The organism is Flavobacterium sp. GQ95, from assembly GCF_059758655.1.
On the sequence record NZ_JCAXEB010000017.1, the window covers coordinates 1 to 24,121 of the forward strand.

A 24,121-nucleotide genomic window follows, 5' to 3' on the forward strand; every position below is an offset into this window, starting at 1 on the left:
ATAAGCATTTTTATTGCTTTGGCTAAATGCAGAAACTGCAGAAAAAACCAAAATTGTAATTATTGTTTTTTGTATCATTGTTTTGTTGTTAAAAAATAAATAAACCAGGGAGACTTACACTCCCTGGCTTAAAGCAAACTAAACTTAAATTTAACCATCAATTTAAAAGTTGTCTTCTTCAATGTAAATTGGGGAATTTCAAATCAACACTTATTTTATTTTGAAACCAACCTTAATAGTATTTACAAAAAATTAGTTTATAGAGAAGGATAGACTTATTTAACCCTATAAAAACTTCTATTAAAATGATGATTACTTTAATTCATTTTTAATAGATTAAATATAAAAAAAACACTTTTTTTTGTATTTAATCATTCCATTAAATTGCATGTACAAACCTCAATAAAAACTTCATTACTTCAAGGTACTCATTTGTATCAAAAAGCTATCCCATTTGTTGCAATTTGCAGAAGTAATAGTCTTGCAAAACCAAATCTTTTATTTTTTTCCATTTTGTAAGAAACAAAATCAAGCAGGAACAGAGCTGTCGAAAATACGTAAGGTCTTTATATTATTTAGTATACTTTGGCTACTCTGTTCTTGGAATAGTCTTGAAAGCACGATACCATTGGGATTAAAATAAGGTTTTGCAGAGCCTCTTTCTCCGGTGATAATTTATTCAGTAAATTATGTTTTTTGCTTAATTTTGTTTAAAAAAAAAGAATTATACAACTCATTTACAATAAGTTAAATAATTAAAAGGGATACTTTTTTTGCCACAAAAACTTAAGCCGGTATTTTATTTTCTGCTGTTATACAGGATACGCACCTATTGATGCTCTATCTCTGACAGGTGATAATCTTACTTCTGACAATAATAACGATTTATGGATTAAAACTGCCAGAGCCAAAACTTCTATCAATTCGAATGTTCCCATTCTTCCTCCAGTACAAGAAATAATTGATAAATAAAAGATAGACAGACCGGTCTTATACCGCGCATATCGAATCAAAAAATGAACAAATATCATAAGGAAATCGAAGTTATGTGCAGAATCAATAAAAAATCTTACCTGGGTATACGGCCAGACATACATTTGCCACAACGGTTACTTTAGGCAATGGAGTTAGGATAGAAAATGTCTCTTCCATGATAGGGCACACTAATATTTTGCAGACCCAGCATTATGCAAAAATCTTAGACATTAATGTAAAAGAAGATATGATTAAAGTAATAGAAAAATACAAAAGCTTCTAAGTCTGGATTTTTTTGTTAAGAACCTTAACTCTTTATATAGGTTTTCTGACCTTAATTCAAATTCATAATACTCTGTAAACCAAAGTAAATTCTCTAAATATTAGTACATTTGAGTTTTGTGGTAAAATAACAAGCAGTCTTATTACTATTCTGTGAAAATAACTTATTAAATGATAGAATTACTAAAAAATCTAAAGAATTCTATTTCAAAGATTAGATAATCATTTTAATGAATATCATTATTAAAGTTAAGTATACACAACTTCTGAACAAAATGTACCAAAACATTTTTGGAGTGAATACCTTTTTTGCCACAAGAAGTTAAGGCGGTATTCTAAAATATTTTACCAGTTGAAATTTAGTGGAAGAATCGTGGCACAGTGTTTCTTTTAAGGATAAACTTTACTTTTTAGTGCCGTCATACCGCCGGCAGAGGTACTGATGACAATTACCTGCCCTGATAAATTGTTTAACTGCGCCGTCATAATCTATATGGATTAGCTTATTTACATAAAAGTAGGCATTAAAATGATATGATCACGCCCTATGTTACTTAGGTATTAAACAAAAAAAGTAGTACAAAGACTGTTAAATCAGTTATGTTGTTAAATAATAAATCATTTATATATGAGCAAAATTGTCAATGATATAGCCGATTATTTCCAATAAACAACTAAATAAAGGGATATTCCAGTAATAAATCATAAGTAAACCAATTGTATTTATCCCTGCCATTTTAATAAAGACTACATTTGGTATAAATGCTTCAAATGATGAAAACTAAAGAGAATATAAGAATTTTATTTACTGATGATGATGAAGATGACAGGGAATTTTTTGCTCAGGCTATAGCGGATCTTCATCTTAATTATCCGGTTGAATTTTGTGAAAATGGTCTGGAGCTTCTCGCACGTCTAGGAGATAAAAATACTGATATCCCGGATATCATTTTTTTAGATCTTAACATGCCCATATTATCCGGTTTGGAAACCTTACAAAAAATCAGAGAAGACGACAGATTTAAAAATATTCCAATAATTGCCATTTATTCCACTTCCACAACAATCGATGAGGTGAGAAATACTTTTGGACTGGGAGCCAATGTGTATATTGTAAAACCGATTTCCTTTGGCGATTTAAAAAAAATAATCCTAAAAGTGATTGAAACTGACTGGAAAGAAAACTCTCAAGATGCTAAAATTGAATCTTTTGTGCTTACAATTTAATATTCAAAGGATGATACCCTTTTCGATTATGCATCGATTCATGTTACGTACTATTTAAAAATTAAAATCATGCATACCCAGAAAAACAATTTGCCAAAGCCCACCCGACAGGATTTCCCCGTCATTGGTATCGGTGCTTCTGCAGGTGGGTTGGAAGCTTTTAGACAGTTTATTGAGGCAATTCCTTATGATTCTGAGATGGCCTATGTTATTGTACAGCATTTGCATCCGCTGCATGATAGTATGCTGACTGAACTTCTTTCGCGTGTGGCCAAAATTCCCATAAATGAAATCACAGACGATATTCATTTGGCACCCAACAATATTTATGTCATTCCAGAGAATAAAATGCTTACCTCTTTTGATGGGGTCCTAAAGTTAAGTGCACGCCAGAAAGACACAAAAAATCAGGCGATAGATGTTTTTTTTAATTCGCTGGCCCAGGTGCACCTTGATTTGGCTTATGGCGTTTTGCTTTCCGGAAATGGATCGGATGGTACACTGGGACTTAAAGCTATCAAAAAACATGGCGGTATTACTTTTGCACAAAATACTGAAGCTTCAAACAACGAAATGCCGCAAAATGCAATCAATGCCGGGGTTGTCGATTATGTATTATCACCAGGACAAATTGTACAGAAATTAATTGACCTTTCAAAAGGCAGAGATTTATTCAGCAACGAAAACGATCCGAACAATGAGGATGTATTTCAGGAAATTATCAAAATTCTGCGCCATCACAGCGGAGTAGATTTTACCTATTATAAACAAACCACTATACGCCGACGCATTGCAAGAAGAATGGCTTTGAACAAAATTTTGACTTTAAGGGATTACTTAAAAGTACTTCAGGGCAATAAACTGGCCCCTGAGGATTTGTTCAATGATTTATTGATACCGGTAACGGAATTTTTTAGGGATACTAAAATATTTCAGATCATGAGAGAAAAAGTTTTTCCCTTACTGACAGGAAGAGTAACTGAAGGAAATTCAATACGCATCTGGATTGCAGGCTGTTCTACTGGTGAAGAAGCCTATACGCTGGCTATTGCGCTTCATGAATATTTAGGCGAAAACCTGGAGGGAAAAGAAATTCAGATTTTTGCATCCGATATCTCAGAAGTGGCTATTGCCAAAGCCAGAATCGGGTTTTACAGAAAATCTCAAATGCGAAATATATCTGAAACCATTCTGACCAAATATTTTACATCCCATACAAATGGTTATAAAATTAAAAGACAAATTAGAGATCTGTGCATTTTTGCCGTTCATAATTTTTTGACCGATCCTCCTTTTGCAAAAATGGATCTCATTACCTGTAGAAATGTATTTATCTATATGGATTCTATTTTGCAGAAAAAATCACTTGCAACTTTTCATTACGCTCTAAAAGAAAATGGATTTTTACTTTTAGGGAAATCAGAAACCGCCGTACCTGCAGCGGAGCTTTTCCAGCCATTTGACAAAGCCGGAAAAATTTATACCCGAAAACAGGTTTCAGGCAGATTTGTACATTCCAGTATGGGAAGCAATGATAAATTAAAAAATTCAAAAACCCCGATAGTGAGAAAAGAAATCATAAAGGAAGATTTCAGGAAAAGTGCTGAAACACTATTGCTTTCAAAATATACCCCGGCCAGCGTAATTGTAAATGACCAAATGGATATTGTTCATATTAATGGTTCTATAGCCGACTTTATCGGGTTTTCGACAGGAAAACCTACTTTCAATTTACTTAAAATGGCGCGTGAAGGATTGGCTTTTGAACTCCGAAATACCTTTCATAAAGCCAAAGAAAAAGGAACTCTTATAAAAAAAGAAGGCATTCAGCTTAAAAATAAGGGAACAATCAGCGAAATCACCATTGAAATTCAACTTTTGGAAGATACCTCTGAACCTTATTTTTTAGTTTTGTTTTATAAAAGCATTATCATAAAAGAGGATTTGCCTTCCAACGAATTTTCTGCAGAAGAAATCCGCGAACATCCCAATTTACGAAGGATTGCACAACTTGAGAAAGAACTGGCCAAAATACACGACGATGTAAATGCCATAAGCGACGAGCAGGAAGCCTCTAATGAGGAACTACAGAGTGCCAATGAAGAACTTCTGAGCGGAAGTGAAGAATTGCAAAGCTTGAATGAGGAACTTGAAACCTCAAAAGAAGAATTACAATCCAGCAACGAAGAACTTTTGCAAATTAATCAGGAGCTTTTAAACAAACAGCAGCAAATTAATATTTCAAAAAATTATACCGAGGCTATTGTAGCTACTCTTCGTGAGCCTATTGTTGTGCTTGATACCAATTTAAGGATAAAAAACATCAACAGGGCGTTCTCAAAAAAATATAATATTGCCAAAGAGGAAGCCACAGGAAAGCTAATTTACGAAATACAGAATCACCTTTTTGACAATATTCCCATGCGGGCCATGCTTGAAAAAGTACTTCCGGAAAAAACACAGCTGGAGGATTACCAGATCTCGGTTAACCTTTTGCCTTATGGCGAAAGCATTATGTTGCTTAATGCCAGACAGGTTACCAGTGAAACCAGTAAGGAACAATTAATTTTACTGGCTATTGAAGATATTACTGAAAGAAGGATTATTGAAAATAGATTAAAAATTCTTTCTGACGGATTTGAAGCCAATGTTCAGGAACGTACCTCTGATTTATTAACCTCTAACACAGAGCTGGAAAACACTATCAAAGATCTTTATCATGCAAATGTTCAGTTACAGGAATATGCTTATGTGGCAAGTCATGATTTACAGGAACCATTGCGCAAAATCCTGATGTTTATCAGCAGATTGCTGGAAATGGATGAAAATATTTCAAAGGAAGCACTCGTGTTATTGGAGAAAATAAGTAAATCCTCCACCAGAATGAATACCCTCATTCGAGATTTGCTTGCCTATTCGTCTCTTAATAATCTTGACAGTCAATTTGCAGCAAGTGACCTAAATGTGGTTATCAAAAATATTCTCGTTGATTTTGAATTAATGATAGAAGAGCGTAATGTCCAGATAAAACTAGGAAAATTACCGGTTATTAATGCTGTTTCATTGCAAATGAACCAGCTCTTTTACAATCTCATCAGTAATGCACTTAAGTTTTGCAAAAACGACGGCTCAGTTTCTAAAATAGAAATCAGTTCGCACAAAATTTCGAAAACACAAATTAAAAAATATCCTGTGCTGGATCAAAATTTAGAATACTGCGAAATAATAATTAAGGATAATGGTATTGGTTTCGATAAACTGTATGAAAATAAAATTTTTACCATTTTTCAAAGGCTGCATAGTAATGAAGTTTATAACGGTACAGGTATAGGGCTCTCGATTGGCAAGAAAATTGTGGAAAATCATAAAGGACTAATTTTTTCAAAAGCAGAAGAAAATGTAGGAGCAGCATTTCATATTATACTTCCTATCTAGTTTATTTCAATTCTTATCTGATGGGTATGAAAATCTCACCTGATAAGTATTCTAGCTGACAGAGAAAACGAAAATTTTATAAATTTGCCCCAGCCATGAAGAAATTTGTTTAAATAATGGCTTTTGATATGCAGGAAAAACTTCGAGCCCATATAGAACAAATTACAGCCTTGACAGATGATGAATTTGCGTTTGTCTATCAACATTTCAGTGTAAAAAAGTTCAAGAAACATCAATTTTTGATTCAGAAAGGAGATTCTGTAAAGTATTGCTTTTTGTTCTTGTGTTTTTACATTAAGAATAAAGGATAAAAAAAGGATCTGCCTTGAGCAGATGCTTTTTTTATCCCTTCTTGTAAATTAAGCCACAACTACGTTTACTGCGTTAGGGCCTTTTTTGCCTTCTGTTACGTCATAACGTACTTCATCGTTCTCACGAATAGTTTCTGACAGACCTGAAGCATGGACAAAAACTTCACTCCCTCCATTTTTTGGTGTTATAAATCCAAAACCTTTCTCTTCATTATAGAATTTAACTGTACCTTCTTGCATATTGATATATTATTTATGAAGTATAAATATAAGGTATTCAGGCACGTACAAACTGTAAAAGAAATAAGATAATTATACATAAATGGAAATTATGTAATAACGTGTAAAAATTATATAAATAACTAATCGGGCAATATACCAAATTTGAAATATTTTTAAAAATATTATCTCACCCTTCATAATTTCAAAATTATTGAACACTCTGCAGCAAATCATTATGAAAGTCAGGCCATTATTTGCTCTGGCAATATATCAGTACTATAATATTATTTTTAATGAAACTTATGAAAATCTCTAAATTATCCATATTGAAACAATGAAAAAACTTGTATTTCTCATATATTGCACAGTTCCTATACTATGCTATCCGCAAGTACAACATCATACACCAAAAGTCAAACTTGCTATTGAAACATACGCTTTCTTAAAAGGTCAAAGTGCTGCACTTAAAATGATTGCCTTGCAATTCCCCGCGCTTAAATCTGATGTTGCAGATGTAGAAAAGAGCTCAGGAATTTTGTTTGGGCGGGCTGAGCGAAATATCGAGCGTTTTTTAGAAGATGAGTTGGGCAATTCAGGGTTAACTTTTCTACGGGATCGTATCGATTCCCTCCTAATTGACCAATTGAAAAATCCAATTGAAAAGGAAAAATACGCGCTGGATTTTCTCAGAAAAATTAGGGACCGATCACGTTTTTCACCTCATACAGTGCTATTAAAAGAAATTTTGTCGTTCGCCTACCATGATACTCCACATCAGGAAATTACCGACGGCCATCATAAAATTTTCACCACTGAAGGACATCCAAAGGCACAAGAGGCCATTTTAAAAGTACCAATCCCAAAAAGCTGGTGTGCTGAGGAAGCAACAATGCCCGAAACAATTCAACAATTTACCAGTCATTGCGGAAAAGGCGATGAAAAAATACTAATTGTAGTCTACGATTTACCTGCAGAAGAATCTCACATCATTCTTGATAAAAAATCAATTTCAGAAATGATACCTCCGGAGTCTAACCTTATTCGTACCGATACTGTGACAATAGACGGCAGACCCGGGATGATGATTGAAGTTGAGGAAACCTTAAATTCAACTGATAATAAAATGAAAATACGAATGTTGCAATTTATGTTCACCCAGAAGCGAAAATTATTTTGCCTTCAAGGAAGTATTGGCCCAGTTGAGGCTAACAAAAATCTTGAATTTCAAATAAAAAAATATGAACCTCTGTTTCGACTCATTGCCGCGAGTACTCAAATTGATAATTAAGTACTTAATTTTAAAATGACAGAATTTTTCCATTGAAGAAACATGAGAATTTGATAAAAACATATTGATATTGATGTAACAAATCCCTTTAACATTTTATATAATTTTACCTTGGATATAAATTCAAAAAAAGAGCATTTCATGAAAAACTCAAACAATCAAATAACCGGAAAATTTGAAAAATGTCCGTATCAGGTTTTGGCTTATGGCGAAAACAATTGTGATGTGATATACCGTACTCCATATAAAGGAGATTGGGGAGACTGGGATGAACCAGTGCAAGAGACTCAGCCTGATTTGTCAGATGCGGAAGTTGTTTTAAATTAAATATATATATCAAATAAAAAATTTCCTTTACTTGAGAGTTGCCGAAGGGATGGCTTTTAATAATCGATAAAAAAAATCTGCTTAAGTGTAGATTTTTCTGTTTATACAACTTGTATTATCTATAAATGAATCTTGGGAAAGAATAAATTTCCATTCGTAAAGTAGTAGTTTCAAAATTATTTAAGAATTGTTTAGTTCGTATTTAAGCTGTTTATTAGCTTTAGTATTACTGCTTAAATCAAAAGCTTTAAATTAAAATTTGGAGTTTTTTGATTTAAAATTTTCTCTCTGACTACGATTTTAATTTTCGCCTTTTTCTCATAGATTAACTATTTTTTTGAACAGACAAATAATTAAGAAAATGATAAGATTTATGGACAAACCTACAAAAGCCATACAAATGCCTACATAGAGAGTAAACCATTATCCCAAATTCAGGAATCCAAACTTTGAAAAGTCTTAAAATAAAAAACGAATATCTTTACAGTCTAAATTAATAATCGATTGCTATGACTTTAAAGCACTTTATTTACATCAGTTTGACAACCTTATTATTTATCTCGTGCGATAACGACAATGATACTCCTGCTCCTATTGATACAAATGTTACAGACTCTGTTTTGATCGAAATAAACAAACTCAGAGTGACGGGTTGTAAATGTGGTGCCAATGATATGCCTCCTGTACCCCCATTGGTGAGCAGTTCGATATTAACACAAACTGCGATCAATTATGCTCATGATATGAATGTACGAGATTTTTTTTCGCACATATCTCCGGAAGGCACAAGTCCCATACAAAGAACTTTTGCTCTTGGTTATACCGGTACATACGTAGGCGAAGTAATTGCCCGTAATTATAATACTCCTGCAGAAGTTGTAATAGGATGGAAAAATAGTGAAGACCATTGTAAAGCTATTATGAGCATCACTTATGTTGAGATGGGTGCCGGAAAATCTGGAAGTATATGGGTAGCGAATCTAGGAAAGTAAACTATTTTTCTTCACCTAATCACGATCTAACTCTAATAACGAAATAAAAACAATTTTTTTCTCCACAAATAATCCAATTCGTAGAATTATTCTTACTGTATTTAAGAATAAGTCCATTTTATTTTTTATAAATTATAATATTCTCAGTTTTTCATTTTAATTATAGTCATTTTAACCATAAGTAAAAATAAATTTTACATTTTAACAGGTTATAATTATTTTTTTATGATTATAATTGAAAAATGCATGAGTTTTTTAATAACAATAGCACTAAATACGTAATTATCAATACATTAGTGCAACTATTTTAATTAACCTTAAACTGAAATTTATGAAAAAATCAATTTTATTTGTAGTATTAAGTCTTGTGTTTATAAGTTGTGAAACAACTGAGACAAATAATGACTCAGAAGTTAAAGCTGCATGGTCATCGTCAGCTCAATATGCCAGCTGGTCAAATGGTGGTTATACCGTTTACAACAACATATGGGGTTCTGGCGCGGGAAGCCAATCTATATGGGCAAATAGCTATAGTAATTGGGGGCTTTGGGCAAACCATCCTAATACAGCGGGTATCAAATCATACCCAAATTCATCCAAATATGTAGGTAAAGTATTGAATACCATCAATACACTTAGTACTAGTTTTAATGCTACTACACCTAGCGGAGGTGCGTGGGTATCAGCCTATGATCTTTGGGATAGTAATAAAGCTAATGAAATAATGTTGTGGTTGAATTATACAGGAAATTCAGATGGTTCGGGGAATGTAAAACCAATTTCTTATAATTATTCATCAACTGGTGCTGCTGTTCCGGTATATACAAACCAAAGTATTGGTGGTCACACCTGGAACGTATTTCGAGGAAACAATGGTTCTAATAACGTGTACTCCTTTTTACGCACAACAAAAACCAATAGTGGAACTATTGATGCAAAAGCAATTTATAACTGGATAAAAAACAAAGGGTGGTTTGGAAATATCACTGTTGGAGATATTCAATATGGGTTTGAAATCTCATCTTGTTACGGTACAAATGGAGCTGGGGTAAATTATACCTGTAACAGCTACTCTGTAACGAGCAATTAATTTATACGAAATTATTAAAACAGACTCAAAAGCTCTTTAGCAAAATTGAGGTTTTAGTGGAATTACCTTTTTAATTCTATTTTGTTTTAGTCGAAACTACTCGTTTTTTCAGAACAAAGTACGAATCAAAAAACCTCCAAAATCATTTTGATTTTGGAGGTTTTTAATTTATATCTAAATACTACAGAACTCTATAATTACTTTGCAAAAAGAACTTCTACTATTTTAGTATAAATTTCTATGTTTTGATAAACACCCATAAAATTCTGAGCTCCCGGTCCATAAGCAAAAACAGGAACGGGAACAGCCGTATGATCGTTTGTACTAAAACTTCCGTGTACATATCCTTTTTCTATATTTCCGTCGATTAAGGAGAGTCCGCCTGTTTCATGATCGGCTGTAACAATTAAAAGTGTTTCCGGATTTTTGTCTACAAACTCCATTGCCTGTCCAACTACTTTATCAAAATCCAGCATTTCCCGTACCACATATTCTACATTATTTTGATGTCCGCCATAATCGATTTGTGCACCTTCGGCCATTATAAAAAACGGATTTTTAGACTTTGCGAAAGTACTGGTGGCTTTCGCCAAAGATTTAGCCAAAAATTCACCTCTTCCTGCTTTCATAGAAACTACCGAAGCATCGTCTAAAACAATAAATTTAGCGTTTTTGATCGTGTCAAGACTGCTAAATTTATCCGAAAAAGTATATCCTTTTTCAATTAAAATTTTAGATAAATCTTTACCATCTTTTCTTGAATAAAACTCCTTTGGTCCTCCTCCAATCAGGATATCTGACGGATTAGCCAAAAAATCCTGAGCTATCGGTTCACTATAACTTCTCTCCGGTTGATGGGCATAAAAAGCAGCCGGAGTAGCATCAGTAATATTTCCTGCTGAAATAATGGCCGTTTTATAATTTTTCCTCGCCAGTTGTTGTGTAATTAACTCCAATGGTTTTCCGTTTTCATCAACACTAATAAATCTATTATTGGTTTTATGTCCCGTTGCCATTGCCGTTGCACCGGCAGCCGAATCTGTAATATAACTGTCTGAAGATTTGGTTATAGACAATCCCTGTGTTGGAATATTAAATAAACTCAGCTGTCCTTTATTTGCTGTATAACCCGAATATATTTGAGTTAATCCCATACCATCACCAATAAGCAATATTATATTTTTAGGTTTCTTTTTAGAAAATGAAGATCCATTTTTAGGTACATACGCCTGATGAAATTCCGTGTTTTGATAAAAAGTTGTTTTTATATTATTAATGAATTGTGTCAGTGCCGGAACATTGTCCGTAGCAATATAATCCACTTTTAAAGTCATCAAAGTCATCCACGTATTTACATTATCCTGAGTTCCCCAGAATCTGATTTTTTTATTCTGATCATGAACTTTTTTAATGATGGCTTGCACTTTTTCAGAATCAGCTTGTGTCATTACACCTTTGCCATTCCAAACCGTAATTTCTTTTAAATCCTCACTAATCATTTCGACACGAGCTAATTGCTCTGAAGTATAATTTTCATTCAGTCTTCCGTCAAAATAAATAAATTCAGGATAATCCTTCCAGTTTGCCGGAGAAGGTCTGTTTCCTGAAATAACCACTTTTAGATTTTTGTTCGAAATAAGATCTGGATATGTTTTTAATTGCTGAACAATTAATTTCAGGGTTGCATCCGCTTCTGACTTAATATCTATCATTAAAATTAAAGGTTTATTGTCAGGATATGCTTTATCTCCTAAATTCTTTAGTTTATTGGATAAAGGATCTAAATACAAACTTCTAAGCGTGTTGTAAGTCGCAATTTCTTTTGAACTATGCGCAACTGGCAAATCGTTATTTACTATAAAAACATCGGCTTCGATAACGCCGGATTCATTAGAATAAGCTTCATAAAAAGGGAGTTTACCCGCATAATCATTATGAGAATGAATATTGGCAGAACTGTATTCCTGCGCTTGTGCAAACAGGAAGAAATGGAGGCAAAAAAGGATTATTATTTTTTTCATTGAAAGTTGATTTATAGATGTCTAAAGTCGTAGGTAACTTTATAACGAAAGTAACTTGTTGTGGTTACATTATTTTTATGAATGCATTAAGGTTGCATTATTAAATACAAACCAGCCTTTTCTAAAAAAGGCTGGTTTTTTTATATAAAGTCATTTGCCCTTTTTTTACAACTGCAAGCCCACAACTAAGCTTGCAGCGAAAAAAAACAAAACAAACTGAAACTACAAATTACCAGCCTTTATTTTGTGTAAGTGCTCCTTTGCTCACTGCAATTTCATCTGGTGGTATTGGCCAAACATTGTGAATAGCAGGATTGAAATTACGGGCAGGATAAATCACACTTCCGTTATAATGGTGCAAAGGTTTTGCGTAAGTCGCCTGAGCATCGCCCCAACGTACTAAATCAAAATGGCGATCTGTCCATTCTCCTGCCAATTCGCAACGTCTTTCTCTTTTTAAATCTGTTAATGTCGCTCCCGAAATACCTGGTAAACCAGCACGATTACGAATCATGTTAATTTCGGTGTCAGCACTTAAACCTTTCATTAATTTGGCTTCTGCCAACATCAAAATTACATCGGCATAGCGTAAAAGAGGTACATTCAAAGCTGTTGAAGGTTTGTCACCGTTTGCATTTACATAACGAATATCAATTCCTCCCGAAGTTGTTTTTGGGTAACCAAACGGCTCCATATATTTATTGAATTGATATCCTGTTCTATTACTGGAACTTACAACATATTTTCCTTCGTTAAAAGTTACTAATTCACCAAAATACATAAACTTATCTCCTTTTTGCAAAATTGTAGCGCTGCGTCTTTTATCTGCCGGATCATAAGTATCAAACAATTCTTTCGTAGGATAAAAATTGCCCCAGCCGTTGTAAACTCCCCATCCTTTATCTTCCAGACAAACTCCAGGAAAAATAGAACCCAAACCTGTGTTTTCTGAGCTAGAAGTTACAGACCAGATATACTCTGTAGACCAGTTGTTTTTAATTTTAAACACATCTTCAAAATTATCCAACAACTTGTGTTTTCCGCTATTAACAATCATATTGGCGTATTTAATAGCATTGTCCCAATCTTTTGCATACAAATACGTACGCACTAAATATCCCCAGGCAGCTGTTTTATGAGCACGTCCGTAATTATCAGGCGTAAGCTCATTAAAATACGGCAATAAATCGGCAGCTTTAACTAAATCGGCAGCGATGTATGCGTAGTTTTCAGCCACATTTTTTGCACGAGGCACATATACATTTGAAGGATTTTCTCTGTCCTGAATTGGAATTCCGGCGCGATCATCTCCATAGTGATATGCTAATTCTAAATGCATTACAGCATGATTGAAGTATGCTTCGCCCAGCATCATATTTTTTGTTTTTTCGTCTAACGAAATCTTCGGAATATTACGAATCACATCATTACAACGTTTCATTACTTCGTAGTGCAATCTCCAGATATCTTTAGTATCAGACTCCGCTCCATCAACAATAAAATTCTTGATACGTTCTGCATTTTGTCTTGGTTTGGTTCCTATATCGTCACTTGCATTATTTAGCCAGAAAAAACCACGTCCGTACATATTATCATCAGAATACAAGGCATAAATTGCATTTACCCCTGCTTTTGCATCAGCCGGCGTTTTCCAGAAATTTCCGCTTGACGGCGCTCCCTGAGGCACTAAGTCAAGTTCACTTTCACAAGCCGAAGTGCCCAATAAAAGCACAAAACTCAATAATAAAAGACTTAAATTTTTCATTTTATTTGTTTTATATTTTTTAAAAAGTTGCATTTACACCCGTCATATAAATACGGGAAAGTGGATATTTTCCTAAGTCCAGGCCAAAGTTGCTAAGTCCAACTTCAGGATCCATTCCGGAGTAATTTGTAATTGTAAATAAATTTTGTCCTGAAATAAAGAATCTAAGTTTTGCTTTTCCGTTCAGCCAATTTTCTTTAACAGTATAACCAATCGAAACATTTTTTAATCTTATGAATGAAGCATCCTCGATATAAAAATCAGAGATTCTCCCAAAGTTATTGTTATTATCTGTCGAGGAAAGAACCGGAATATTGGTATCTGTATTTGTTGGCGACCATGCATTTTTAGAATCAGCCAATAAATTATATCCAGGGAAAGAAGCGTTTAGACCTGTATATTTTACGGCATTAAAAATCTTATTTCCTGCTACTGCGTTAAAAAAGATATTCATATCAAAACCTTTATATCTAAAGTTGGCATTTAGGCTGTAAGTCGTTTTTGGAAACGGGTTTCCAAGTATTACTCTATCGCTGTTATTAATTACGCCATCTCCGTTTACATCTTTAAATTTAATATCTCCGGCAACTGCATTTGGCTGATACACTGTACCAGAACTGTTTACATATCCTTTTGCTTCGGCATTACTTTGAAATAATCCGTCTGTAGCGTATCCGTAATAAGCACCAACCGGACTTCCAACCTGATAAATATTGGCTAAAGGCAAACTACGAACACGGCTAATGTTTAAAGGTTCAAGAGACGTTAAACCATCTTTAATAGAAACAATTTTGTTACTTAAAAATGCAGCATTTGCTGTTACGTCAAACTTAAATTCTCCACGCGTTTTTTGGTACGTCAAACTAGCTTCAATACCTTTATTTTCAACATCTCCAGAGTTTACAATTCGACCTTGTGGAGTTCCTGAAACACCCGGAAGCTGATCACGAACCAACATGTCTTTGTTTTTCTTTACGTATGCATCTACAGATCCTGTAAGGGTATTGTTGAACATTGTAAAATCCAAACCAATGTTTGTTTGCTCTGAACTTTCCCATTTTAAGTTAGGATTTGATAATTCACCTTCCGCATAACCATAATTAATTACCGGAGTTGAACCAATTAAAGCCTGAGTCTGATTCAGTGGAACACTAAATTGGTATGGTCCAAGATTTCCTAAATTTCCTATTTGTCCCCAGCTTGCGCGCAGTTTTAAATTGCTTACGATTGGGCTAATATTTTTCATAAATTCTTCTTCAGAAATTAACCATCCTGCAGAAACAGAGGGGTAAACTTTCCAGCGATTCTCTGATAAAAGTTTTGAAGTTCCGTCACGACGAATGATTCCTGAGAATAAATATTTTTGATTAAAATCGTAATTTAACCTCCCAACATAAGATGAAATAATTTCGTCAGATAATCCTGCTGCCGTTTGCTGAATTAATTTCGCATTTAGCAAATAACGTTGCGATGGATCTTCGTTATCAAAACCTGTTCCTTCAATCGTATAAAATTCTCTTTTTGTTTCCTGATAAGTATATCCGGCTAAAGCTTTGAAATTGTGTTTTCCTAAAGATTTTTCGTAAGAAATTGTTTGTTCACCTAATAAATCAGTGGTTGTAAGTGACTTTTGCGTTAATCGGTTAAAGTCAAATATTTTTCCCGGCTCTGTAATTTTTACTGCAAAATCTTTTGCATTATCCTGGATTCTGGTGTAACCCCAGTTTGTTTTTACTTTCAAACCTTTGATAATTTCCCATTCTGCATAAGGGTTGATCAAAATAGTCGACACAGGATTTCTGTTATCCAGTCTTTTCAAATAAGCAACAGGATTGATAACATCTCCATAAGAACCAATATATTTTTCCGGAACTCCACCAAATTGTCCTGAACCATCTTCTCTATATATTGTTGCATTTGGCGGATAAAAAATGGCTGCCAAAATTGCTCCTGTATAACCACTTGATGTATTGGCGCTCTGACCGTTAGTTAACGAATAGGATAAATTTTCTCCAATTGTAAAATTTGGCGCTAATTTAAAAGAGGAGTTTGCTCTTGCTGTATAACGCTCACCAAAAGTATTTAATAAAATCCCTTCGTTTTTTCTATAACTTCCTGAAACAAAGAAATTAGATTTTTCTGTTTTACCGTTTATAGAAAGGGACAAATCCTGAATTTCTCCTGTGTGAAAAATTTCATCCATCCAGTTTGTTTTTGTCGTTCTCGCCGTTGGTTCAAATGCCGGATCAAAAGCAGGAATTCTTGGCATACCTGCATTATCTCTTGCCGTGTTCATTGCGTCGGCATATTCGGCAGCATTAAGAACATCCAGTTTTTTAGCTACATTCTGAAAACCTCCCTGATAATTTACATTTACATTAATACGCTCCGAAACTCCTTTTTTAGACGTAATCAAAATTACACCTCCAGAAGCTCTTGCTCCGTAAATTGCTGCAGAAGCCGCATCTTTCAAAACACTTATCGAAGCAATATCATTTGGATTTAAGGTATTCAAAGAACCACTGTAAATAATTCCGTCCAAAACAATTAATGGTGTTTCAGCATTCAAAGAACCAATACCACGAATATTAATTGTTGGTTCAGCCGTTGGGTCACCACCATTACTAAGCACCGTAACACCGGCAACAGTCCCTTGTAGTAATTCAGCGGCGCTGTTGTATGTCCTGCTCGAAGTTTCCTTCATAGAAACAGATCCTACAGATCCTAAAACTTCATTCTTTTTTACACTACCATATCCCATAACTACAACTTCCTGCAGTTGTTTCATATCGGCTACTAATTTGATAGTAATGTTTTTGTCGGCTTGTGTTACTTTAACTTCCTGATCAACATAACCAACATACGAAAAAACAAGTATAGCCTCAGCTGCGTTGATTTCAATCTTAAAAGTTCCGTCAAAATCTGTTGTTGTTGCTGCATCAGAACCTTTATCTTTAATCCCTACGCCTGGCAACGGCATTCCGTCATTACCTCCGTAAACAGTTCCTGAAATGCTGATTTTATTTTGATCGGCATTCGAAACTTTTTGGCTTTTTTTGATTACAATATTATTGCTTACAATTTCATATTTCAGGAAAAAATTGCTGCATATTTTATCTAGTGCCTGCTCTAGTGTAACATTATTCAGTTTTAAACTAATTTTTTGATTGGTATTAACCTGGTTCGTTTCGTACATAAAATGCACATCAATTTGTTTTTCTATCTTCTGAAAAACATTCCTGATACTTTCATTTTCTACTTTTAAGGTAACTCTTTTGCCTATATCTACGCTGGCTGCTTTTGCAGTTAATCCGATAAAAAATAAAGCCACAAAAAGAAGTGCTTTGGTCATTACGGATTTTTTAATGCTCTGACAGTTTACAACATACCGCATTTGTTTTTTAGTCATGTTTTTGAGTTTTAATTGTTCTTGATTATGATTGGTTTTCTACGTAGATTGATTCGTTTGATTTTAAAAAGTTATCGTATGATATAAGTTCCCGATTCCAGTTTATAATCAGCATTTATGATATTGCATACCAAAGCGACAACCTGTTCGACGGGAAGCTCTTTGAAATAGGCGCTTATTTTTAGATTGTTTAAATTCTTGTTTCCAATTTCGATCGTAACATTATATTTGCGATTAATTGTTGCAATGACTTCGGGCAAAGGAGCATCTTCAAAAACAATGATGTTTTTTCGCCATAATGAAATAGAATTCATGGGAATATCTGTAAAGGCCTTCAGTTTATTGCTTTTTGATTTAAAAACTACTTTTTGCCCCGGAGTTACATATACATTCTCTTCTGTAACAGTCGATTTTACATTAACTCGTCCGGTTAAAACCGAAACTTCCTGCGTAGCATGATCCGGATAAGCCTGAACATTAAAACTAGTTCCTAAAACTTTGGTATCCATTTTATTAGTATGAATAATAAAAGGATGTTTTTTGTCTTTGGCAACATCAAAAAAAGCTTCACCGGTTAAATAAACTTCTCGTGTATCTCCTTTAAATTTGGCAGGATATTTTAAAAGGCTTCCGGCATTTAACCAGATTTTAGTTCCGTCACTCAACATTATTGCAGCGTGTTCTCCCGGCTTCGTAGCGTATTGTTTCGTTATTGTGTTTACAGATGATTGATAAACAAAAAAAGACAAACTCATTAATAATAACAGAGAAGCCGCTATAGTCCAATTTCTATTCTGAAGAAAAAACACCTTTTCTGATTTCTTTATTTCTCTAATTTCTTTTTTTAGTTTCGAACGATCGGATTCAATAATTAGAGCAGGGTCAAAAAAATCTTTCTGGTGGTCGTACCACTTATTCCATATTTCTTCTCCTTTTAAGGAAGGCTTACCTTGTAAAAAAAGTTTTATATCTTGATGTAATTTTTCAGGCATTATAATTTATTTATCTCTTTAATAGTATGTCTTAGAAATCTTAATTTCAGGTAGGTTGATAAGGTTACGCTTTTGTTAAGAAAAAAGCGTATATCAAAATTTGTAAATCTGTTGTCAGTTGAATTCGCTCAAATAGCTTCGCATAAATTTTAGTGCATAAGCAATATGATACTTTACGGTTTCGTGCGAAACATTAAGTTCTTCGGCTATCTCTTTGTTAGTGTAGTGTTTGATGCGACTTAAAATAAAAACTTCTTTAGATTTTTTTGGAAGTAACAAAGCGGCTTTATCTACCGCTTCTTGTAGTTCTTCATAATAGATAGCATCTTCAGTAGTGCTGGTACTGCTGTAGTTATCATTGCTTCTATCGACAACCTCCTTGATATATTGGTCGGTAATAGTGTGTGATTTTATATAATCTAAAGTCGTATATCGAACCGAAGTATAGATATAGGCCGAAAATTTCTTTTGAATAACCAAAATCTTTCGGCGTTCCCAAATTGTGGTAAAAACCTCCTGAACAATTTCTTCAGAAACAGGAACAGATTTCATTCGCATATAAACAAAGCGAACCAATACATCCCGATACCGAAAATACAATTCATCAAATGCCTTATCTTTTCCTTGTCTTAATAATTCAACAAGCTCTTCATCTGTAAACCTCTTATACATAATAGGTCACTTTTGTATTATTTAGTGAATGAACGGCGGTTATTAAATCACCAATCCCGATTGTTTTTTTTCGATGTATTCTTAATTTTAAAAATGACATATTCTACAGTGTGTTGTTTTATAATATGTCTTCAAAATTAAAATCAGGGTAGGTCGATAAGGTTACGTTTATATTAATAAATCAGTCTGATTATAAAACATTGCATTAACATTTCACATGGAAAATTACTTTTGCATCTAATTGATGAAATCAAAACAGATTTACAACAGGCCTTTGATAAGATAATTCGAATAACAGTAGACAGGAATCTGAAAGCAACTATAAATTGGATGTTACAGAAACTAAAAAAGAGCCTGCAAAATAAATATTTTGCAGGCTCTTTGTCTGATAGTTACCATGTTCCTTGCTTTTGTTTTTATACTAAATCTCTCAGGCAAATAAATGGCACGTTAAAAATACTAAATAGCTATTGCTTAATAAATGATTTATTTACAATAGTGTTTCCGGTTTGAATGCGTAATAGATAAACACCTTTAATCAAATGGCTGCAATTGAACGGAATTTCAATTCTGCCAACTTCATAGATCTTATCCGTAATAACATTTAGCTTACGTCCACTCATATCAAATAATGAAATGGTTACCTTTTGCTGCTCGGTTTGCAGAAAAGTTATATTGATGTTTGCCGATGTTGGATTGGGGTAAATACTCAAATCTTCTTCTGAATCAAGAGTTGCCTTATTTGCGGCAAGCGTACTTACCGTACATGTTGGTGTTGTACTAAAAGCCATTTGTGCAGCTGTAAAATTTGTAAATGCCGGATTTATATCGATATTAGAAGCATCGCTAGCTCCTTTACCATCGCAATCAGTTCTGCCGTTTCTCCAGTAAGGAAATTGCAAATAAACACCAGGCGTAGAGCAACTGCCAATTTCTGCATCTCCTCCCACTACAACTGAGCTACCAAAATTACCGGCAAACAGCATGGCATTTCCTTTAATATTGGCTGTATTAGAAACTGATCCTCCTTCCATCCAGGCATTACCTTCAACAATGGCACTATTGGATAAGGTTGCATTGTAAACACATGCATTTCCTCTTACAATTGCATTACCATTTATAGTTCCTCCATCTACCATTGCATACTCCTCTATACGGGCATTTCCAGAAATACTACCGGCTCTGACAACTGCATAAGGACCAACATAAACTGTTGATGCAACAGTCGCATTATTGGATACCCATCCTCCTCCGTTAGTATGTAAATGTCCATTTGTTTTAAGAAAACTTCTAAAACTGGCTGCCGGCTGATATCCTTCCGGAGTGGCATTTGCAATTTTTAGTTCATAAGGATATCTTCTTTGCTTAGGATAACCCACATCCATATTGTAATTAACATGAACTTTCGGTGCCGAGAAAACTACCAGAAAAATATTTGATTCTGTAGCTGTACTAAGAGTAAAAGAAGCCTCACCATCAGTTTTGTACATGGGACTGTAACGAGATATTGTACCATCTGTTTTTGTGGTAACAAAACCATATCTCCAGCCGGCCTGAGTTGGATTAACCTCTGTATGTCCTTTGAACTTAATCGTAACTTTCTTTTGAGTTCCCGCACATGTTGGGTATAGCGGAATTACATTCATTCCGTAATCCTGTGGAGCCCAGTCATTATTGGTATAATATTGATCTGTGGTACCTGTAACTTTAGTTAACAGCGTGTATTGCCTGCTGGTATAACGCGGCATATTGGTCTTTATGCTATTGTAAACGTTTCTGATTGTCTTTCCAAAATTACTGGTCGTATTTATTTGGGAATTCCATTGAATAGGATAGTCGAATGCAGGCTGTCTTTGTGCATAACCCCAAAGGTAATCATCGAGTTGTTCTTGCGTAAAGCCTTTTAGTCTCTTAATTGTTTGAAGTGGATGTTCTTCATTGATAGATTCTGCCCACATACGTCTTGTAAAATCAAAACCCTCTTTTTCCTGAACATAATACATCAAATGAAAATTCGTGTAATGATGTCGATTAGAGGACCACATAAAATGTTTGGTCTGTATCCACCTGGTTAAAGTGCCGTCAATCTCTGACCATTGAGAATACGCCTGAGCCCGCATAAAATTAGCATGGCCTTCAAAAAACGGACCCGCCCAGTCATAGCCGGAGAATGCAGTTCCGTTGCCTGGATTTTCCTGAATATGCATCATCATCTGCAGCGTGTGTGCAAACTCGTGCGATAATGCCCCGCCGTCTCTGGTGGCTTCAGGATGTACAAACATGGCACCAATGGTATTACTAAATGAACTAGCCTGTGCAAAAGCCTCTAACCTCGGATCTGTAGAATTCCAGGTGTTCATCATCATAATAATGATTTTGTACTTGCCAAAATTTGTGGTTGGAGCATTATTAATAAAGTGCAAATCGGTTATATAGCGCTTAAAGCTAGTTTCAAGGGTATCTGTAACCGATTTTGGTGTAAACCTTAATGCTGGATCAGAATAAGCAGCCGGATTTGTACCCACTTTATCACCCCAATAGAGTACAAAGTTCGTAGACTCATACTTTCTGGAGCTGGATACTTTATTATAAAACTCATTATTTGGATCACTCCATTCTGTGGGAGTAAAAAGCGTTTTCTGGGCAATTGCAAAATGACTTGCCAGAAATACGACAACTAGTAGTAAAAGTTTTTTCATAGTATTATTAATTAATAGGTTAAGAAATACATTGTATTGTAAATATAATCCTGAAATTATAGTCTTTATAAGACAATATTACCTTCAATTAATACTATTTTACCTATTTATTAAACATACAAATCTGTTACACAAATAGTTACAAACAGCAATCTGTCAAATTGCAAATTTTATATTTTATTACGTTAATTTTTCACTTCTGTATCTATAATCTCTAATACAACACTACTTTCCTGTTTGGAAGAAGAAACTTTTAATCCAATTTTCATTAGGAAATCGCCTGAAAATACACTGCCTGATTCTTCAAAAGTGTTTTTGCTTTCGGGCATTATATTAATTTCTTTTACTTTATATTTTTTTGAAGGATCAAGTCCTTCTAGCCGCACCAAACTGTAATTAGGATCCGTTAGCGGATGCAGGGTATAGGAAAAAACTACCGATTGTGTTTTATCCTTATTTACATACATTAAAACTGCTCTGGTATCTTCATAAGGCGAAATTAATCGCCACAACTCTCCTTGCCATATTACCGGACTTAACCGTTTGTAATTAGCAACAGCTTCCTGGCAAAATTTTAATTCGTTTGGCTTTAATTCTCCAACGTTAATATCAAAACCCAGTTTCCCCATCATAGCAACATCAGTCTTAAATTTTACAGATTGATTTCCCATCGAAGTTACATGATTACAGGTCGCCAATGCAGGATAAAAATTAGAATATCCCCACTGTATAAAAACACGATCAAAAGGATCTGTATTATCACTTGCCCAAAACTCTGTAAAATAGTTTAACATTCCATAATCCACCCTGCCACCGCCACCAGCACAAAGCATCATGGGAAGGTTGGGGTATTTGGATTTTATTTTGTCTAAAACCTTATACAAACCCTTTGTATATTCTATAAATAAATGTGATTGTTGATTTTTTAAATAGGATGAAAAAGCACTGGTCATCATTCGATTGCAATCCCATTTAAAAAAGGCGACACCAGACTGGGTCTGCATAATATCATCTACCACCTTAAATACAAAATCCTGAACTTTTGGATTGCATAAATCCAGAACCAATTGGGTGCGATAAATGCTCTTTTCACGATTAGGCAAACTTAGAACCCAATCCGGATGTTTTTCATATAGCTCGCTTTTTTCATTGACCATTTCCGGTTCAATCCAAATACCAAATTTCACATTGGTTTCTTTGGCTTTTTCCATCAGATAACCAATTCCATCAGGCAACTTTGTTTTTGTGGCCTGCCAGTCTCCCAGTCCTGATACGGAACCGCTTCTTGGATATTTATTTCCAAACCAGCCATCATCAAGCAAAAACATATCAACTCCCAGTGTTTTGGCATCTTCAAACATCCTGGCCAATTTAATCTGATCAAAATCAAAAAAAGTCGTTTCCCAATTATTTAATAAAGTTAAACGTGGTTTTTCACCATCTTTAAGCCCGTATTTTCTTGCCCAGGCGTGTAAATTTCTACTCGCCTGCCCTTTTCCTTGATTCGAAAATGTATAAATAAATGGAGGTGTTTTGAATATTTTTCCGGGTTCTAAATTGTATTCTGATGCAAACTCATTGATTCCTGAAATAATTCTTAGTTCGTTATTATTGTCAATATCAAATGTATATTTAAAATTTCCAGACCAGGCAATTGAACCTGCAATGACTTCACCATTATTTTCTGTTGATTTTGAATTTAAAGAAAGAAAAAAGCCCGGCGATGCAAACATGTTGGTTCGAACTCCTAATTTTGAGTCAATGGCTTTACTTCCTCTTGTTAGCTGGCTTTCTTCCATTCTCATCTCTTCCACAACATCGCTGTAAAATTGGGTTAGCCAATATTTATCCGCATCCAGGTGTAAGGCCGATGAAGCATAATTATAAAGCGTAACAGCTTTTTTTTCCTGATGTTCTATTTCTGTCCAGGACTCAATCACATCTTCTTTATAAAATATTTTGTAATGAAGATTAACAAAAACAGGATATTGAGGATCTTTTAATTTAATAATGGTTTCTCTAGCATTAGCATCTATTTTTTGAGAAGTATGACTTTGATATTCTAATTCTAATGAAGGATTTCCGTCGTTATGCGTTATCCTGATAGCGGGTTCAAATAAATTATCTGTTCCAAAAGTGGGATAAGCTGCATGACGCAAATCAATTAAAGGATTACCATCATTTACAACAAACTTTTTTGTATTTTCTTTCGAAATAAATTCATATTCTAAACTACTATTCAACTTTGTTCCAAAATAGGTTTGGTAGAGTTTTTTGTTTTTACCTACTTTTAAAACCAAAGCCGAACTTTCAGTTTCAATAGTAATCATAACACTTTCCTGTGCCTGAACAGTGCAATAAACAATTGTGAGGAATAACAGTAGGAATCGCTTCATCTTTTGTTTTTTATTACT

14 protein-coding genes are annotated in these 24,121 nt (G+C 34.3%); 6 read left to right on the top strand and 8 right to left on the bottom strand.

Annotation, left to right across the window (positions count from 1 at the left end):
• Positions 1 to 2,028: 2,028 nt before the first annotated feature.
• The gene (locus AC6CH4_RS23435; protein WP_498107307.1) at positions 2,029 to 2,484 is read left to right on the top strand and encodes a response regulator; all 456 of its coding nucleotides are present in this window, start codon (positions 2,029 to 2,031) and stop codon (positions 2,482 to 2,484) included.
• 69 nt (positions 2,485 to 2,553) lie between these two features.
• On the top strand, positions 2,554 to 5,919 hold the full coding sequence (locus tag AC6CH4_RS23440; RefSeq protein ID WP_498107309.1) for a CheR family methyltransferase: 3,366 nt from the start codon (positions 2,554 to 2,556) through the stop codon (positions 5,917 to 5,919).
• 359 nt (positions 5,920 to 6,278) lie between these two features.
• Here the strand turns inward: AC6CH4_RS23440 and AC6CH4_RS23445 are convergent, their stop codons facing one another.
• The gene (locus AC6CH4_RS23445; RefSeq protein WP_498107311.1) at positions 6,279 to 6,470 is read right to left on the bottom strand and encodes a cold-shock protein; all 192 of its coding nucleotides are present in this window, start codon (positions 6,468 to 6,470) and stop codon (positions 6,279 to 6,281) included.
• Positions 6,471 to 6,786: 316 nt separating this feature from the next.
• On the opposite strand from AC6CH4_RS23445, the gene AC6CH4_RS23450 reads away from it, so the two are divergent.
• From AC6CH4_RS23450 to AC6CH4_RS23465, 4 genes are all read left to right on the top strand, one after another.
• On the top strand, positions 6,787 to 7,740 hold the full coding sequence (locus AC6CH4_RS23450) for a hypothetical protein (protein ID WP_498107313.1): 954 nt from the start codon (positions 6,787 to 6,789) through the stop codon (positions 7,738 to 7,740).
• Positions 7,741 to 7,881: 141 nt separating this feature from the next.
• Positions 7,882 to 8,067 carry a hypothetical protein gene (locus AC6CH4_RS23455; protein WP_498107315.1) on the top strand — a complete coding sequence of 62 codons (186 nt, stop codon included), beginning with the start codon at positions 7,882 to 7,884 and terminating at the stop codon, positions 8,065 to 8,067.
• Between the two features lie 509 nt (positions 8,068 to 8,576).
• Entirely contained in the window at positions 8,577 to 9,059 is a 483-nt protein-coding gene (locus AC6CH4_RS23460) for a CAP domain-containing protein (protein ID WP_498107317.1), read from the top strand.
• A 331-nt stretch (positions 9,060 to 9,390) separates the two neighbouring features.
• On the top strand, positions 9,391 to 10,149 hold the full coding sequence (locus tag AC6CH4_RS23465) for a GH12 family glycosyl hydrolase domain-containing protein (RefSeq protein ID WP_498107319.1): 759 nt from the start codon (positions 9,391 to 9,393) through the stop codon (positions 10,147 to 10,149).
• A gap of 197 nt (positions 10,150 to 10,346) precedes the next feature.
• Here AC6CH4_RS23465 and AC6CH4_RS23470 read toward each other — a convergent pair whose 3' ends face one another.
• The 7 genes from AC6CH4_RS23470 to AC6CH4_RS23500 form a co-directional block, all read right to left on the bottom strand.
• Complete coding sequence (locus AC6CH4_RS23470; RefSeq protein ID WP_498107321.1) at positions 10,347 to 12,170, bottom strand: alkaline phosphatase; 1,824 nt, start codon at positions 12,168 to 12,170, stop codon at positions 10,347 to 10,349.
• A gap of 229 nt (positions 12,171 to 12,399) precedes the next feature.
• Positions 12,400 to 13,935 carry a RagB/SusD family nutrient uptake outer membrane protein gene (locus tag AC6CH4_RS23475; RefSeq protein ID WP_498107323.1) on the bottom strand — a complete coding sequence of 512 codons (1,536 nt, stop codon included), beginning with the start codon at positions 13,933 to 13,935 and terminating at the stop codon, positions 12,400 to 12,402.
• Between the two features lie 19 nt (positions 13,936 to 13,954).
• Positions 13,955 to 17,344, bottom strand: a complete 3,390-nt coding sequence (locus tag AC6CH4_RS23480; protein WP_498107325.1) for a SusC/RagA family TonB-linked outer membrane protein — start codon at positions 17,342 to 17,344, stop codon at positions 13,955 to 13,957.
• A 71-nt stretch (positions 17,345 to 17,415) separates the two neighbouring features.
• Positions 17,416 to 18,336 (bottom strand): FecR family protein, encoded by a 921-nt coding sequence (locus tag AC6CH4_RS23485; RefSeq protein ID WP_498107327.1) that lies wholly within the window; start codon positions 18,334 to 18,336, stop codon positions 17,416 to 17,418.
• A gap of 114 nt (positions 18,337 to 18,450) precedes the next feature.
• Positions 18,451 to 19,008, bottom strand: coding sequence for an RNA polymerase sigma-70 factor (locus tag AC6CH4_RS23490; RefSeq protein ID WP_498107329.1), 558 nt, complete (start codon positions 19,006 to 19,008; stop codon positions 18,451 to 18,453).
• A gap of 467 nt (positions 19,009 to 19,475) precedes the next feature.
• Entirely contained in the window at positions 19,476 to 21,707 is a 2,232-nt protein-coding gene (locus tag AC6CH4_RS23495; RefSeq protein WP_498107331.1) for a DUF6055 domain-containing protein, read from the bottom strand.
• Positions 21,708 to 21,892: 185 nt separating this feature from the next.
• Positions 21,893 to 24,103, bottom strand: coding sequence for an alpha-galactosidase (locus AC6CH4_RS23500; RefSeq protein ID WP_498107333.1), 2,211 nt, complete (start codon positions 24,101 to 24,103; stop codon positions 21,893 to 21,895).
• Positions 24,104 to 24,121: the final 18 nt, after the last annotated feature.